This window comes from Streptomyces sp. HP-A2021 (assembly GCF_022807935.1).
Taxonomy (GTDB): domain Bacteria; phylum Actinomycetota; class Actinomycetes; order Streptomycetales; family Streptomycetaceae; genus Streptomyces; species Streptomyces afghaniensis.
This window is the reverse complement of the sequence record NZ_CP094344.1, coordinates 1,469,600-1,485,738: the sequence shown is the minus strand read 5'-3', so window position 1 is coordinate 1,485,738 and position 16,139 is coordinate 1,469,600. Positions and strand designations below refer to the sequence as shown.

At 73.6% G+C, this 16,139-nt stretch carries 11 protein-coding genes and 1 tRNA gene; 6 read left to right on the top strand and 6 right to left on the bottom strand.

The window, feature by feature from the left end; translation table 11 throughout:
- The first annotated feature begins 14 nt into the window (after nt 1-14).
- On the top strand, nt 15-1,013 hold the full coding sequence (locus MQE23_RS06705) for a LacI family DNA-binding transcriptional regulator (protein WP_243378551.1): 999 nt from the start codon (nt 15-17) through the stop codon (nt 1,011-1,013).
- 505 nt (nt 1,014-1,518) lie between these two features.
- Nucleotides 1,519-1,592, top strand: a tRNA-Pro gene (locus tag MQE23_RS06700).
- Between the two features lie 407 nt (nt 1,593-1,999).
- On the opposite strand, the gene MQE23_RS06695 is transcribed toward MQE23_RS06700, so the two are convergent.
- Nucleotides 2,000-3,085 carry a M12 family metallopeptidase gene (locus MQE23_RS06695; RefSeq protein WP_243378550.1) on the bottom strand — a complete coding sequence of 362 codons (1,086 nt, stop codon included), beginning with the start codon at nt 3,083-3,085 and terminating at the stop codon, nt 2,000-2,002.
- Between the two features lie 95 nt (nt 3,086-3,180).
- Between MQE23_RS06695 and MQE23_RS06690 the strand changes: the two genes are divergently transcribed.
- Nucleotides 3,181-4,905: a LuxR family transcriptional regulator gene (locus MQE23_RS06690; RefSeq protein WP_243378549.1), complete on the top strand. Its 1,725-nt coding sequence runs from the start codon at nt 3,181-3,183 to the stop codon at nt 4,903-4,905.
- A gap of 43 nt (nt 4,906-4,948) precedes the next feature.
- Here the strand turns inward: MQE23_RS06690 and MQE23_RS06685 are convergent, their stop codons facing one another.
- On the bottom strand, nt 4,949-7,516 hold the full coding sequence (locus MQE23_RS06685) for a CHAT domain-containing protein (RefSeq protein WP_243382526.1): 2,568 nt from the start codon (nt 7,514-7,516) through the stop codon (nt 4,949-4,951).
- A gap of 178 nt (nt 7,517-7,694) precedes the next feature.
- On the opposite strand from MQE23_RS06685, the gene MQE23_RS06680 reads away from it, so the two are divergent.
- The 3 genes from MQE23_RS06680 (at nt 7,695) to MQE23_RS06670 (ending at nt 10,257) form a co-directional block, all read left to right on the top strand.
- Nucleotides 7,695-9,125, top strand: a complete 1,431-nt coding sequence (locus tag MQE23_RS06680) for a S8/S53 family peptidase (protein WP_243378548.1) — start codon at nt 7,695-7,697, stop codon at nt 9,123-9,125.
- 62 nt (nt 9,126-9,187) lie between these two features.
- On the top strand, nt 9,188-9,763 hold the full coding sequence (locus tag MQE23_RS06675; RefSeq protein ID WP_243378547.1) for a sigma-70 family RNA polymerase sigma factor: 576 nt from the start codon (nt 9,188-9,190) through the stop codon (nt 9,761-9,763).
- A 5-nt stretch (nt 9,764-9,768) separates the two neighbouring features.
- Complete coding sequence (locus MQE23_RS06670; protein WP_243378546.1) at nt 9,769-10,257, top strand: hypothetical protein; 489 nt, start codon at nt 9,769-9,771, stop codon at nt 10,255-10,257.
- 27 nt (nt 10,258-10,284) lie between these two features.
- Here the strand turns inward: MQE23_RS06670 and MQE23_RS06665 are convergent, their stop codons facing one another.
- The 4 genes from MQE23_RS06665 to MQE23_RS06650 form a co-directional block, all read right to left on the bottom strand.
- On the bottom strand, nt 10,285-11,097 hold the full coding sequence (locus MQE23_RS06665; RefSeq protein WP_243378545.1) for an N-formylglutamate amidohydrolase: 813 nt from the start codon (nt 11,095-11,097) through the stop codon (nt 10,285-10,287).
- A gap of 128 nt (nt 11,098-11,225) precedes the next feature.
- On the bottom strand, nt 11,226-13,445 hold the full coding sequence (locus MQE23_RS06660) for an NADP-dependent isocitrate dehydrogenase (protein WP_243378544.1): 2,220 nt from the start codon (nt 13,443-13,445) through the stop codon (nt 11,226-11,228).
- Between the two features lie 324 nt (nt 13,446-13,769).
- On the bottom strand, nt 13,770-14,867 hold the full coding sequence (locus MQE23_RS06655) for a mechanosensitive ion channel family protein (RefSeq protein ID WP_020271603.1): 1,098 nt from the start codon (nt 14,865-14,867) through the stop codon (nt 13,770-13,772).
- 231 nt (nt 14,868-15,098) lie between these two features.
- Complete coding sequence (locus MQE23_RS06650) at nt 15,099-15,998, bottom strand: lysylphosphatidylglycerol synthase transmembrane domain-containing protein (RefSeq protein WP_037668191.1); 900 nt, start codon at nt 15,996-15,998, stop codon at nt 15,099-15,101.
- Nucleotides 15,999-16,139 lie beyond the last annotated feature (141 nt).

Below are 16,139 nucleotides of genomic sequence, written 5' to 3'. Positions count from 1 at the left end.
GAACGGTCCATCTCATGAGACCGCCGACGATCCGCGACGTTGCCGAACGGGCCGGCGTCTCCAAGTCGCTGGTCTCCCTGGTGCTGCGCGGTTCCGACCAGGTGCGCCCCGAGAATCGGGAGGCCGTGCTCCGCGCCGCCCAGGAGCTCGGCTACCGGCCCAACGCCGCCGCGCGCAGCCTCAGCGAGCAGCGCACCCGTACGGTCGGCGTCCTCCTGAACGACCTGCGCAACCCCTGGTTCGTCGACCTCCTCGACGGCCTGAACTCCCTCCTGCACGCAGGCGGCCTGCAGATGCTGCTCGCCGACGCCCGCCTCAACCGCCGCATCGGCCAGGACCCGGCCGACCCGCTCCTGGACCTGCGCGTCGACGGCCTGGTGGTGGTCGGCACCCTGCCCGACCCGGCGGCTCTCGGCGCGGTCGCCGAGCGGATGCCGGTCGTCCTGGCGGGCGCCCGCGAACCCGTGCCGGCCGGGGTGGACCAGGTCGCCGGCGACGACGAGCAGGGCGCCCGGCTGGTCACCGAACACCTCATCGGTCTCGGCCACCGCCGCATCGCGCACCTCGCGGGCTACGGAGCCGTCGGCGAACTGCGCCGCCGCAGCTTCGAGGCGACGATGCGGGCGCACGGCCTGGCCGACCGGGCCGTCGTCGAGACCGGCGACATGACCGAGGAGGGCGGCTACCGCGCCACCGTCCGCCTCCTCAGCCGGCCCGACCGCCCCACCGCCGTCTTCGCCGTCAACGACATCACCTGTGTCGGCGCCCTCTCGGCGGCGGAGGAACTGGGCCTGCGCGTCCCGCACGACGTGTCCGTCGTCGGCTACGACAACACGAGCATCTCCCGGCTGCGCCACCTGTGGCTCACGACCGTCGACAACGCCGGTCACGAGGTCGGCCGCCGTGCCGCCCGCTTCCTCCTCGACCGCTTCGAGCGGCCCGGGGGAGAGGGGCGGATCCACCTGGCGGCGCCGACGCTGGAGATCCGGGGGACGACGGGCCGGCCGTCCTAGAGGCCCCCACCGGGTCCGACCGTAGTGTCCGTCTCGACCTCTATGCCCTGGTCAGGTGCACCCGTCGACTTAGCGTATTGTTTGCGGCATATGCACATGAGTTGAGGCTCGTGGGCATCCTAGGGCGAAGGGGGAGCAACGGGTGGATGAGGCGCAGGTCCGGCGTGTCCGGCGAGCCGAAACGACCGGAGGTGCCGTCACGGGGCTCCTCGCCGTCGCATCCTGTGCCGGGCACGCGACCAAGGCGGAACTGCCCTGGTGGGCCGTCCTCGCCGTCGCCGTGTCGACAGCGGGGCTCGCGGGCTTGACCGGGGCACATCTCGGCCGCCGGCACGGGGGACGCGACGAGGCCGCCCTGGAGTCCGGCGAGAAACTCCTCGATGCGTACGCGACCCTCCCGCCGCAGTCCACCGGCCACACCCCGTCCGACGCCCACGCGGGCCCGGGGTGTGGATGCGGTAGGGTTGACCTGCGCGATCACGCGGTTCAACCGCGCGAGCCGCATCGGGACGTGGCGCAGCTTGGTAGCGCACTTGACTGGGGGTCAAGGGGTCGCAGGTTCAAATCCTGTCGTCCCGACGTGTGAGGCAGCAGACGAGAGGCCGTACCGGGAGCTTTCCGGTACGGCCTCTCGGCCGTTCCTGCGCACCCACTCCACCCGGGCACGGGCGCCCGCGCGCGAGCGGGCGAACTGGGCGCGCGCCCGGGCGAGTTCCTCGGCGCCACGGCGGGTTGCGCCCCGTGTCCGTCCCGCCGCTCCCGGCGAGGCTCCCGACGGCATCACGTCCGTCGCCCGTGCGCCCCGCCCCGGCCGGACGTCGGCGTGAACGAGCGGACGGCGGCGCACGCGCCGGAGGGCGGAACGCGGCGGTTCGGAACGCATGGCGTGGTCGAGGACGTCACCCACCCCCCGATGAGGCGACGTCCTCGACCGCTCCCCCGGCGCCGGACTGTGGCTCAGATGTCCGCGCGGCGGTTCCGTGCCGTCACCAGCACATCACCGCCGTCTCGCCGGAACCCCAGGCGGAGTACAGGCGTACGCGGACGAAGTAGCGGCGGCCCTTGACGAGCCGGGCGCTGATCGTGGCGTTGTGCGGAGTTCCCCCGTCGTCCTGCCCGGCGAGGTAGCGGGGTTCCCCGTCCCGCTCCTCGAAGACCACGACGACGGCGTCGCTGTCGCCGAAGGTGCCCAGCGTGTACGTGCGGGTGTCCGGCGGATCGACGACGAAGTCGGCCTGCTCGCCCGGCCCGAGACCGAGCGGTGCCGAGCGGAACGGCACCAGCGCGGGCGGACCCGGCCGATCCGCCGGCGGATACCAGCGGAGCACGAACTCCTTGTCGGCGGCGGACAGGGCGCCGGGCGGGTTGAGACCCGCGCGGTACTGCTCCGGCTCCAGGACCAGCCCCGACGAGAACGGATACTCCATGATCGACTGCGGGTCCCAGACGCAGCCGTTGACCTCGTCGGGGTCGAGCTTGCGCAGGATGTTGTGGTGCGTCGTCTCCCGGCTCCAGTGGTTGGGCGGGCCCGCCAGTTCGGCGTACACGGCCTCGTCGTCCCAGTGGATGCCGGCGAACGGGCTCTGGTGCTCGTGCAGCATGCCGAGCGCGTGCCCGATCTCGTGCAGGGCCGTCCCGCGCTCCCCGGGCGCGGTCAGGTCCCAGCCGAAGTTCATGGTGCGCTCGTGCCGGCCGGCCTGCAGCGCGTCCCGGCCCACCGCCGACCAGGAGCCGGCGCCGAGCTGGAACCCGATGCGCAGTTCTGCCTCCGAGCGGTCGTCGACCTCGGCGAAGGTGATCCCGATGCCGAGGTCCTGCCACTCCGCGAAGCACTCGCGCACCACGTCCCGCTGCTCCTTGCCGCCGGCCCACGGCACGCGTCGCGTCATCCCCGTCCCCGGCACGGGGATGACGGACGCGTCGGTGTCACGGTCGAAGAAGCAGTAGTGCAGGACCGTGCCGTTGACCCACATCCGCCGCCCGCTCGCGAGCGCGCTCAGCCGCTCGGCCGCCAGCCCCGGTGCGAAGGCGGGCGCCGGCGCCTGTGCCAGCGAGCAGTAGCGTGCGGTCATGGCCACAGCCTGCCCCGCGGCCGGCCCCGGGCGCCTGAGTCGGGGGCTACTCAAGTCGCCCTGTATCAGAAGTGAGTAGCCGCGCTCATGTCTGTGTGACGACTTACGAGAGGGACGCGACGACGCTGGAGCTGCCCTGGCCGTTCGCCGGGCGGGAGGACGAACTGGAGCTGGTCCGCCGGTCCCTGACCGGCGCGCGCCGCGGCATCGTGGTGACGGGCCCGGCGGGCTGCGGCAAGACCCGCCTCGTCACGGAGGCGCTGCGCGGCACCGACTGCGCCCGGGCGGCCGGTACGCCCGAGAGCCGGGCCATCCCCTTCGCCCCGTTCGCCCATCTGCTGCCCGAGTCGGTCACCCTGCACCGCGCGGTCCAGCTCCTGTCGGGCGTACGGACGTTGGTCGTGGACGACGCCCAGCTGCTCGACGACGCCTCGGCCGCCCTCGTCCACCAGCTCGCCGTGCACGGCCGGACCCGCCTGCTGGTGGTCGCCACGGACGGCACCCCGGTGCCGGGCGCGATCTCCCGGCTGTGGACGGGGGAACTCCTGCCGCGGCTCACCCTGGAGCCCTTGCCCGGCGCGGAGATCGCGCAGCTGCTCACCGCCGGGGCCGGCCCTCTCGAACCGCTCACCGTCAACCGGTTGCGGCGCCTGTGCCGGGGCGACCTGCGGCTGCTGCGCGCCCTGCTGGGAGCGGTGCGGGGACGGCTCACCGTCGTCCCGGACACCGGCGAACGGGCGTGGCGGGGCCCGGTGCCGCTGACCACGGCCGTCCGCGAACGCATCGCCCCTGTCCTCGGCCGCACCTGCCCGCTCGAACGGGAGACCCTCGACCGCCTCGCCTTCGCCGAACCCCTGTCGCCGACACTGGACGACCTCGACCTCCAAGCTCTCGAAGTCCTGGAGTCCGACGGCCTGATCGAGATCGACGACCTGGGCCGTGTCCGTCTGGCCCACCCCCTCCACGGCCCGGTGCTCAGAGCTGCGGCGGGCCGGCTGCGGGCGCGCCGGCTGTCCCGGACGCCGGACGCGTACGCCGCCGCCCTCGACGCCGAGTCGGCCGCACTGGCCCGCCGGATCGACCAGGACGACGTACGGGCGATGCCCACGCCGGTGGGGGAGTGGCTGGTCGCCGAGGGCGGCCCGCTGCCCGGCCGGTACGCCGCCGTACGTGCCCGGTTCGCCCGGCTGCGGGGGGAGCTGAGGGAGGCGGCTGCCTGGGCGAGGGAGGGCCTGCGGGGCGATCCCGGGGATGCTTCGTGCCGGGCGGAACTCGCCTGCGCCTGCGCACCGGTGGACAGCGGCGGGGACCTGGACCTCGACGCCCTCGCCCACCCCTACGACGCCGTCCGGCTCGGCGCCCCCGAGAAGGTCATCGACCGGCTGACCGGTGTGTTCGCCCGGCACGCCGACGCGCTCACCCGGGCCGACGGCCCGGCGCTGGACGAGGTGGCCGAGGAGCTGGAGCGGCGCGGCTTCGCGCTGTTCGCCGCGGAGGCGCACGCCCAGGCCGCGCGCGCCCACCGCGATCCGAGCGCCGCCCGGCACTCCCGCACCCGGGCCGTCGCCCTGGCCCGGCGCTGCCAGGGCGCCCGCACACCGGCCCTGTCCGGGCTGGTCCTCGGCGAACTCACCGCCCGGCAACGGCAGATCGTCACGCTCGCGGCGGCCGGCCTGAGCAACCGGCAGATCGCCGAACGCCTCACCCTGTCCATCCGGACCGTCGGCAACCACCTGTACAGCGCCTACGCCCGGCTCGGCGCGAGCGACCGCGGCGCGTTGCCCTGGCTGACGGAAGTCCCTCACGCGCAGCCGGCCTGAGCGCCACCCCCAGACCGGCGGTCTGACCCGAACAGGGGACGGGTCAGGCCGCCCCGAACGCCGAGAACGCCCACCCCGTGGCCTGGTGCAGCGCGTCGCCCGGCAGGGCGGCCCGGGCGTCGCGCAGCGCCTCCGCCAGGGACAGGCCGGCCCCGAGACCCTTGTGCAGCGCGAGCATCAGCGGCACCACCGCGGCGTCGTTGACGGGCGCGCTGCACGCCACCACCCCGGCCGTGCCGAGCGGCAGCAGCGCGGTGACCAGGCCGAGCAGTTCGTCGGCGCCGACGGAGGCGAGGAGAGCGGTGTCGCAGCAGGACAGGATGATCCGGTAGGGGCTGCGGGCCAGACGCTCGAAGTCGTGCACGACGATCGGGCCGTCGGCCATCCGCAGTGAGGAGAACAGCGGGCTGTCCGCGCGGAACGTGCCGTGCGCGGCGATGTGCGCCAGCGCGGCCCCGTCCAGCTCCTCCAGCACGCGCGGCACCCGCGCCTCGTCCTCCTCCAGGACCGTCGCGCAGGCGTACCGGCCGGCCAGTTCGGGCACCTCGGCGCCGCCCGTGGCCAGGCCCGGGCCGCGTACCAGTACATGGCGGCCGTCCGGCGGCGGCGCCGTCTCCCGGGCGCGCAGCCAACTGCCCGCCGACGGCGACACACTGAGCACCCGTTCCCGCAGCGACGGCAACAGCGCCCACGGCACCCGGTGCAGCCGCCCCGGCGGCACGATCACCACGGGACCGCCGCCCAGATGCGCCGCGGCCGGTCCGAGCAACAGCTCCTCCAGCCGCCGCCCCGCGGCCTCCACCACCGCAAGCCGCCCCTCGGCCCCGGGGTGCGCCAGCCGCCGCAGCCCCGCCTGCACGTGCTCGGCCTCGGTCTCCGCGTCGGCCAGCAGCCCGGCCTCGAACCTGCGCACCCGCCCCTGCCCGCACAGCAGCACCTGCACCCGCCCGTCCAGCACGGCGAGTTCCACCAGCCGTACCTCGTCGCCCAGCCGCTCCAGCAGCCGGCCGACGTCGAAACGGTCGCCGCCCCCGGGCGCCTCGCCGCGCATGTGCAGGGTCCGGGAGCGGATCTGCCGCTCCAGGCGCCGCTGTTCACGCTCCAGTGCCGGAACCGGCCGGCCCTCCATCCGGGCGGCGTCCGCGCGGGAGGCGATCTCGCGGAAAGCGGTCATGCCGCTGAGCAGTTCCGGGTCGGCGGGCGGCCGGGTCGGCGGGGTGGACAGCACGGTGGCCCGCCAGCGCTCGCTCCACACCAGCAGCCGCCGCGGCCCGCCGGAGACCAGACTGGCCCGCCCAGCCAACGCGGCCAGTTCCGCGCCCTGTTCGGTGGCGCGGGCCCGCAGCTCCGAGGCGCCCAGCGTCATCCGGTGGTCGTCGAGCACGTCCAGGCCGCGCCGGCACGCCTCCAGGACGCCCCGGGTGGACCCGGCGGCCCGGGCCCGCAGCGCCTGCGCCGCCCAGCCCGTCATCCGCGCCAGCGGCGGGCCACCCTGTCTGCTGCGGGCGGCGACGGCCAAGTGCCGCTCCGCGTCCGCCGTCCAGCCCAGGCCCAGCGCGATCCGGCCCGCCAGCAGCGACGCCTCCGGCGCGGCCGGCGCGCCGAAGGCGGCCAGCTTCTCCGCAACCGCGGCCGCGTCGGCGACCAGCCGCCCCGAACTGCGTCCTGCGGCGTGCCGTGCCTCGATCAGCACCAACCGGGCGTGGGTCTCCCACCAGGTGCGCCGCTGCCCGGCGAACAGCCGTACCGCGAGGGCGGCACGGGCGATCGCGGTGTGCGGGTCCCCGGCCAGCCGGGCGGCCCGCGCGGCGGCCAGCAGCAGCTCCGCCTTGCGGGTGGACTGCCCGCCGATCCCGTCCAGTTTCCCGATCGCCGCGTCCGCCTCGGCCAGCGCCTCGGGCGCCAGCCCGGCCGCCATCAGCACCTCGCAGCGCCGGATGTTCAGCATGAACGTCGGCGTGCCCAGCCGGGCGTACCGCTCCTCCGCCTCGTCGAGCAGCCGCAGCGCCGCCGGTACGTCACCGGACCGGAACGCGGCGAGCCCCCGGCTCTCCACCGCGTCGGCCTTGTCGTGCTCCTGGCCCGTGGTGTCCCACAGCGCCTCGGCCGCGGTGAAGTCCGCCTCGGCCCGCTCCACCGCGCCCAGCGCCAGATGCACGGTCGCCCGCAGGGTCAGCGCCCGCGCCGTCCAGATCACGTCCTCCGCCTGCCGCAGCACGGGTACCGCCCGGCGTACGTCCTCCAGCGCCTCGCGATGGTGACCGAGCACCCACCACACGTACGCCCGCCGGTACAGCACCCGCGCCCGCGTGTGCCCGCCGCCCCGCGCGACCCCCCGCTCGAACGCCGCCAGGCCGTCCCGGGTACGGCCCGCGTGCACCAGCGCCACCCCCAGGGTGGCCAGCACGTCCGCCTCCCGGTCGGCCGATTCCGCCCGCGCCGCGAACTCCCGGGCCCGCCGCAGATGGCTCAGCGCGAGCCGCAGATCACCGAAGTCCCGCTGCCAGATGCCGATCACCTGGTGGGCGACGGACGCGTGCAGCGGGGAGGGATCGGCGTCGAGCAGCGCCCGGGCCCTCGTGAGAGCCTCGCCCGGGTCGGCGAACACCATCGGCAGCAGTTCCAGCACCGAGTCGCTTCCCGCTGTCACTCCTCGGATGGTAGTGGCCCCCCAACCGCACCACACAGGTTTGGCGCTGTATCAAAAAGCCGCCCGCCGGCTCTTGTCGACGAGCACCGACGACCGTTCGCCGCACCGACCGACGCCGTCGCCCAGTGGGAGGACCCGCATGGCACCTCAGCGATTCCACGAGCAGTTCGACCAGATCCAGCGCTCGATGCCGGACGTCCCCCTGGCGACGGGACCGGACGACTCGGCCGAGTTCATGTACGAGAAGGGCGTCGTCCTCGTCCGCGACGGCGAGGAGGCCCGGATCGTCGAGGACACCGTACGGGCGCACTTCACGGCGGCACCCGACCTCGACCAGGGCCAGGTCCGCCGGGCCGGCCCGCAGGCCAACCGCAGCGGCGTCACCCGGATCCGGGTCGGCGACCCCGGCGAGGGCAGCCGGGGAACCGACCGGGCCGTCGCGCAGGCGCTGCGGGCCGTACACGAGCGCGAGGCCCGCGCCGGACACCGGATGGTCGCCCGCAACCACGTGGTGCACATCGCGGTCAACGCCTGCCCCGGCGACGAGCCCGTACCCGTCCCGGTGAGCGAGCCGCCCAACCCGGCCGCCGCGGACACGGCGTACGACCCGGACCGCGCCGTCGGCGTCCTCGTCGTCGACACCGGCCTCACACACGACTACCGCTCCTGCGCGCTCCTCGCCCACACCGACGGCGACGCCCAGGTCCAGGAGTGCGACGAGCAGGGAATCCTCCAGCAGTACGTCGGTCACGGCACGTTCATCGCCGGGCTCGTCGCCGCCGTCGCGCCCAGCACCGACATCACCGTGCGCGGCAGCCTCAACGACGCGGGCGCCGTCCTGGAGTCGGAGTTCGGCGAGAAGCTCTTCGAGGCCGTCGACGCCGGCGGCTGGCCCGACGTCCTCAGCCTCTCCGCCGGCACCTCCAACGGCCGCACCGACGGCCTGCTCGGCGTGGAGAACTTCATGCGGGAACTGCGCGAGCAGCGCACCCTGCTGGTCGCCGCCGCCGGCAACAACGGCAGCGCCACCCCCTTCTGGCCCGCCGCCTACGCCGACCTGCCCGGCTGGGAGGACTCCGTGCTGTCCGTCGGCGCCCTGCGCAGCGACGGCGAGTCCGGCGCCTGCTTCACCAACCACGGCCCATGGGTGAAGGTCTACGCCCCCGGCGAGCGCCTCACCAGCGCCCTCACCGGCTTCGAGACGCCCGTCCCGTACGTCTACCAGCACTCCACGTACGACGCCTGCCGCTACGGCTTCACCTACGGCTGCACCTGCCGTCACCCCCGCCACACCGGCGTGCTGAGCGACGAGAACGCCGCCGCCAAGCCCGACCAGGTGATGTTCGAGGGGTACGCGCAGTGGAGCGGCACCTCCTTCGCCACCCCCGTGACCGCGGGCCTGGTGGCCGCGCACATGACGGCGCACAAGGAGACCGACCCGCGCGCGGCCCGGCGGCACCTGCTCGCCGCCGCCACCGGGGTCGCGGAGGTGCGCGGAGCGCAGGTGCCCGCGCTGCGCCCGCCCACCTGGCGCCCCGTCCCGGTCGTGCGCCTCACCCCCGGCCTGTGAGGGCCGGAACCGCCCTCTCCGCGGCGTACGATGACGTGCCGTACTCGAGGGGTGGGGCTGCCGTGGACCGTACTGATGCCGGCGCGCTCGTCCAGGCCGCAGCCGACGGCGACGCGGCGGCCTGGAAGGCGCTCGTGGAAGGGCTGAGCCCCCTGGTGTGGTCCGTGGTGCGGGCCCACCGGCTGTCCGACGCGGACGCCCACGAGGTGTACCAGACCGCCTGGTTCCGCTTCGCCCAGCACCTCGGCCGGATCCGGGAACCCGGCAAGGCCGGCGCGTGGCTGGCGAGCACCGCGCGCCATGAATGCCTGAAGGTCATCCGGAGCTCGCAGCGGCTGACCCTGACCGACGATCCGCAGCTCCTGGACCGGGTCAGCGAGGACGGCACGCCGGAACAGTCGCTGCTCGACTCCGAGGAGGCCGCCGCCCAGAGCGAACGCGTACGGCGGTTGTGGCAGGAGTTCGAGGAACTGGGCGAGCGGTGCCGGCAGTTGCTGCGGATACTGATGGCCACGCCGCCGCCCAGCTACCAGGACGTGTCCGCCGCGCTCGGAATCGCAGTGGGCAGCATCGGGCCGCTGCGCCAGCGCTGTCTGCGGCGCCTGCGGGCCCGGCTCGAAGCGCGGGGGGCGATGTGAGCGACATGAGCGATGACATGAACGACGACGTGTTCGACGAGGACGGCTGGGACGACGAGGAGTTCGACGCCGGACTGCTGGAGGAGGAGCTCCGGCAGGCCGCCGCCGTCCTGGACCCCGTGCCGGCGGAACTCCAGCAGCTCGCCGTCGACGCCTACGCCCTGCACGACCTGGACGCCCGCGTCGCGGAACTCACCTTCGACTCGCTGGTCGACGCCCTCCCGGTCCGGGGAGCCGGGGACGTGCCCCGGATGCTGACCTTCCGCGCGGGCGAGATGACCGTCGACGTCGAGGTGACCGGCCACGGGCTGATGGGCCAGGTGCTGCCGCCGCAGCCCGCCCGGATCGAGGTCCTGTGGGGACCACGCCCCGGCTCCTCGCTCACGGCCGACGACCTGGGCCGCTTCACCGCCGACGCCCCGCCACCGGGCCCGTTCGCCCTGCGTCTGCGGACCGGCGGGGACGTGGTGGTGACGGAGTGGATGCGGGCCTAGGACCTAGGAGGGCGGTGCCTGGTCGACTCAGCCGGAGACGGCGTCGACCAGGCGGGCCAGCGCGGCGGCGAGCCGCTGCAGACCGGGACCGGCGGGACCGCCCGGCTCGATCATGTAGGTGTCCCGGCGGATCTCCACCATGAGTGCCTCGACGCGCGGGTCGGTCCCGTAGAACTCCAGCGGCACGTAGGCCCCCCTGAAGGGGCTGTCGAGCTCCGTCTCCCCGACATCCCCGAAGGCCTGCCGCGCGGCGTCCAGCAGCCCGGGAGAGGTGTGGAAGGAGTCGGTGCCGAGGCACACCGGCGGCCGGGGCCCCTCCCCGTGCAGCTCGTACGGCAGCCGGGCCCGGGGATACGAGTGCACGTCGACGATCACGGCCCGCCCGGTCGCGGCCAGCCGGTCCGCCACAGCCTGTGTCATCGCCCGGGCGTACGGCAGGAAGTACCGCGCCACGAGCGGCCCGGCCTCGACGTCCCCGGACCGCAGCACAGCGCCGTGCGTGGTCCGGGTGTAGACCGCGCCCATGCCGACGGCCCGCATCTCCTCCCGGTCGTCCGGGAAGCGCTCGGGGTCGACGACCAGCCGGGACAGCCGGTTGACGAACCGCCACGGGACGACGCCGGCCGCCCCGGCCGCCGCCTCGGCGATCTGAGCCGTGTGCGCGTCGGTGATGTGGTCCAGCTCCCGCGCGAGCTCGTCGTCGTCCAGCACGATGCCCGCCCGTACGGACGGCGGCATCTCCCGCGCCGAGTGCGGGACATGCAGGATCACGGGGGAGTGCCCGGCGCCGGGCAGGATGTCGAAGGACGGGGAGTCGAAGGACGAGGGGTCGTCGGTCACACGGCGGCTCCACGGGGACGTGGTCGGGAGGCCTCGCTCGAAAGCCCGGCCACGTCGAACATAACTCCGCCCCGGCCGGGCGGTGCGCAGGCCGGGGCGGAGCGGATGGACCGAAGGGGCCCGGGGCGTCAGCTCAGGGACGCCAGCGCCTCGTTCCACGTGGCGGACGGGCGCATGACCTCGGCGGCCTTCGCCGGGTCGGGCTGGTAGTAGCCGCCGATGTCGGCCGGCTTGCCCTGGACGGCGGCCAGCTCGTCGATGATCTTCTGCTCGTTGGCGGCGAGCGTCTCGGCGATCGGCGCGAACGCCTTCGCCAGGTCCGCGTCGTCGCTCTGCTGGGCCAGCTCCTGCGCCCAGTACAGGGACAGGTAGAAGTGGCTGCCGCGGTTGTCGATGCCGCCGACGCGCCGGGTCGGCGACTTGTCCTCGTTGAGGAAGGTCGCCGTGGCGCGGTCGAGGGTGTCGGCGAGGACCTGGGCACGGGCGTTGCCCGTCACCTTCGCGTACTGCTCGAGGGACGGCACGAGGGCGAAGAACTCACCCAGGGAGTCCCAGCGCAGGTAGTTCTCCTTGACCAGCTGCTGCACGTGCTTCGGCGCCGAGCCGCCCGCACCCGTCTCGAACAGGCCGCCGCCCGCCATCAGCGGGACGACCGACAGCATCTTGGCGCTGGTGCCCAGCTCCAGGATCGGGAACAGGTCGGTCAGGTAGTCGCGCAGCACGTTGCCGGTCACCGAGATGGTGTTCTCGCCGCGGCGGATGCGCTCCACCGACAGCTTCGTGGCCTCGACCGGGTTCAGGATCCGGATGTCCAGGCCCTCGGTGTCGTGCTCCGGCAGGTACGCCTTGACCTTGGCGATCAGGTTGGCGTCGTGCGCGCGGGTCTCGTCCAGCCAGAACACCGCCGGGTCGCCGGTGGCGCGGGCGCGGGTGACGGCCAGCTTCACCCAGTCCCGGATCGGCGCGTCCTTGGTCTGGCAGGCGCGGAAGATGTCGCCGGCCGAGACGGTCTGCTCGATGAGCGCGGTGCCGTTCTGGTCGACCAGGCGGACCGTGCCCGTGGTGGCGATCTCGAAGGTCTTGTCGTGGCTGCCGTACTCCTCGGCCTTCTGGGCCATGAGGCCGACGTTCGGCACCGTGCCCATGGTGGACGGGTCGAAGGCGCCGTTGGCCTTGCAGTCCTCGATCACGGCCTGGTAGACGCCCGCGTAGGAGGAGTCCGGGATGACCGCCAGGGCGTCGTGCTCCTGCCCGTCCGCGCCCCACATGTGGCCGGAGCTGCGGATCATGGCCGGCATGGAGGCGTCGATGATGACGTCGGAGGGCACGTGCAGGTTGGTGATGCCCTTGTCGGAGTCGACCATCGCCAGCTCCGGGCCCTCGGTGAGCTCGGCGTCGAAGGAGGCCTTGATCTCGGCACCCTCGGGCAGGGCGTCCAGGCCCTTCCAGATGCCGCCCAGACCGTCGTTCGGGGTCAGGCCGGCCGCGGCGAGCTTGTCGCCGTACTTCGCGAACGTCTTCGGGAAGAAGGCGCGCACCACGTGGCCGAAGACGATCGGGTCGGAGACCTTCATCATCGTCGCCTTCAGGTGCACCGAGAACAGCACGCCCTGGGCCTTGGCCTCGGCGACCTGCGCCGTCAGGAACTCGCGCAGCGCGGCGACCCGCATCACGGAGGCGTCGACGACCTCGCCCTTCTGGACGGGTACGGACTCGCGCAGCACGGTGGTGGTGCCGTCGTCGCCGACGAGCTCGATGCGCAGCGCGCCGTCCTCGGCGATCACCACGGACTTCTCGGTGGAGCGGAAGTCGTTCTGGCCCATGGTCGCCACGCTCGTCCTGGAGTCGGCGGACCAGGCGCCCATGCGGTGCGGGTGGGACTTGGCGTAGTTCTTGACCGAGGCGGGGGCCCGGCGGTCCGAGTTGCCCTCACGCAGGACCGGGTTCACGGCGGAGCCCTTGACCTTGTCGTAGCGGGCGCGGATCTCGCGCTCCTCGTCGGTCTTCGGGTCGTCCGGGTAGTCCGGCAGCGCGTAGCCCTGGCCCTGGAGCTCGGCGATGGCGGCCTTGAGCTGCGGGATCGACGCCGAGATGTTCGGCAGCTTGATGATGTTGGCGGCGGGCGTCTTGGCCAGCCGGCCGAGCTCCGCGAGGGCGTCCGGGATGCGCTGGTCCTCGGTGAGGTACTCCGGGAACAGGGCGACGATGCGCCCGGCCAGCGAGATGTCGCGGGTCTCGACGGCGACACCCGCCTGCGAGGCGTACGCCTGGACCACCGGCAGGAAGGAATACGTTGCCAGGGCCGGGGCCTCGTCAGTGTGCGTATAGATGATGGTCGAGTCAGTCACCGGGTGCTCCGCTCCACGTCTGCAACATTGCTCGACATCAAGATATCTCGTGACGGACCTCGTCTCGACAGGGGTCCACGCCCAGTTTCGCGCCACCGGTCACCGTGCGAGGGCCCCTGGTCGGCGCGGCGGCGACTCCGGCGGAAGGGCCGCCGCTCTCGGCGGCACCGGATTCTCCGGCCTCAGCCGCGCCGGCCGGCTCCCGAGTGACCGGCGAGCGGATCGCGTACGCGTACCCGTCCCGCTCGCCCATGGCCCCCGGGTGGTGCAGGTCACGGTGGCCGACGACCTGATCAAGAGCACTGCAGCGGCCCCTGCGGGGCCTCAGTCGAACCGGGCCGAGGAGATTTCGTTCGGCTCGATCTCGCCCGTGCGCTGCTGCGGGATGACCACCCCGCCCTGCTGGAGCGCCACCGTCCGGGCCGGCGCCGGGATGCGGATGCCCTCCGCGCGGTACCGCTTGTGCAGCCGCTTGATGAACTCGTGCTTGATCCGGTACTGGTCGCTGAACTCGCCGACGCCCAGGATCACCGTGAAACCGATCCGGGAGTCGCCGAAGGTGTGGAACCGGATGATCGGCTCGTGGTCCGCCACGGCGCCCTCGACCTCGGTCATCGTCTCGGCGATGACCTCGTTGGTCACCCGCTCCACGTGCTCCAGGTCGCTGTCGTAGGCCACCCCGACCTGGACCAGGATGGTCAACTGCTCCTCCGGCCGCATGAAGTTGGTCATGTTCGCCTGGGCGAGCTGGCCGTTGGGGATCACGACGAGGTTGTTGGACAGATTGCGGATGGTCGTCTGCCGCCAGTTGATGTCCTCGACGTAGCCCTCCTCACCGCTGCTGAGACGGATGTAGTCACCGGGCTGGACGGTCTTGGACGCGAGGATGTGGATGCCCGCGAAGAGGTTGGCGAGGGTGTCCTGGAGCGCCAGCGCGACCGCCAGACCGCCGACACCCAGGGCGGTGAGCAGCGGGGCTATGGAGATGCCCAGCGTCTGGAGCACCACCAGGAAGCCGATCGCCAGGACCAGGATCCGGGTGATGTTGACGAAGATCGTGGCCGAGCCGGCGACCCCGGAGCGGGACTGGGTGACCGTGCGCACCAGGCCGGTCACCACGCGCGCCGCCGACACCGTCGCCACGAAGATCAGCAGCACCGTCAGCACCTGGTTGGTGGTGTGCTGCACCGTCCGGGTCAGCGGCAGCGCCGCCGCCGCGCCCGCCACGCCGCCCACCACCGCGGCCCACGGCAGCACGGCCCGCAGCGCGTGCACGATGACGTCGTCCCCGCTCCAGCGGGTGCGGTCGGCGTGCCCGCCCAGCCAGCGCAGCAACATGCGCAGCGCGAAGGCCGCCAGCAGGCCCGACGCCAGGGCGATGCCGGCGAAGACCAGGTCGTCCGCGGTGAGGGCCCGGTTCACCTGTCACCTCCGGGAAGAAGAACTGCGGCGAACGCCGTTGCCGGCCGCCGGATGTGAAGTTTCGTCACGTCGTCACCTGTTCGTCCTGCGGATGTTCCGTCGTGCCCGGCCACCCTGACCTGCGGTCGGCACGACCGTTCATCCTGCCGCATTCCGCACGGGGTTTCGTACGGGGGAACGGGCCAAGCCCGGGGCGGCACCGCCAGGGCACTCCGGGCGCCTGCCGCGCGGTCAGATGACCTTCAGCCGTACCAGCGCCCCCAGCGTCAGCGCGCCCGGCAGCAGCGGCAGCCAGACCGTGATGACGCGGAAGGCCAGGACCACGGCCGTGGCCACCGCGGCCGGGCCGCCCGCCGCCACCAGCGCCACGACCAGCGCCGCCTCCACCGAGCCGATGCCGCCCGGAGTCGGGACCAGCGCGACGGCGACGGTCGCCGCGAGGTAGGCCACCGCCATGTGCGCGAGCGGCACGTCCAGGCCCATCGCCCGGCCCACCAGCACCAGTACGGCCGCCTGCAACGCGGGAAAGGTGAAGGCCCCGCCCCACAGGGCCAGGGCCCGGGCCGGGCGGGTGTGCACCGAGCGGGCCTCGCCGAGCGCCGTCCGCAGGAAGGACAGCACGGCCGAACGGACCCGGCGGACCAGGGCCAGTACGGCCACCGCGATGACGAGCACCACACCGGCACCGGCCAGCAGCGGACCGAACGCCGTCTCCGGAACCAGCGTGCCGAGCCGCAGCGCGTCGGGGAACGCGACGAGCAGGGCACCCAGCAGGGCCACCCGGCCGACGCTCTCCGCCAGCAGATACAGCGCGAGAGCCGCGGAGGAACGGGCGAGCGGCAGCCCGCACACCGTCATGAACCGCAGGTTGACCGCGCTCGCGCCCAGCCCGGTCGGCAGCAGGTGGTTGGCCGCGCCGGCCGCGAACTGCGTGGCCAGCAGCCGCCGTCGGGGCAGCCGCTCGACGACAGCGCCCTGCCGGGTGCAGGCGGCGGCCACCCAGGTCAGACAGGTCGTGCCGGCCGCGGCCAGCAGCCACGGCCACTCGGCGTTGCCCAGGTGCGCGAAGCCCTCGGCGAGTACCGAACGGTGTTGCACCGCGACCACGGTGACCAGCAGGAGCGGGAGCAGACACAGGATCTGACGCAGGCGGCGGACCGGGACGCGACGGGGGAGTCGTCCGGGGCGGAGTTCGGGGAGTTGTACCGCTGTCACGTCCGCAGAGGCTTCCCATGCCCCGCCAACGGCGGGTTGCGGACGGGCGGACGGCGT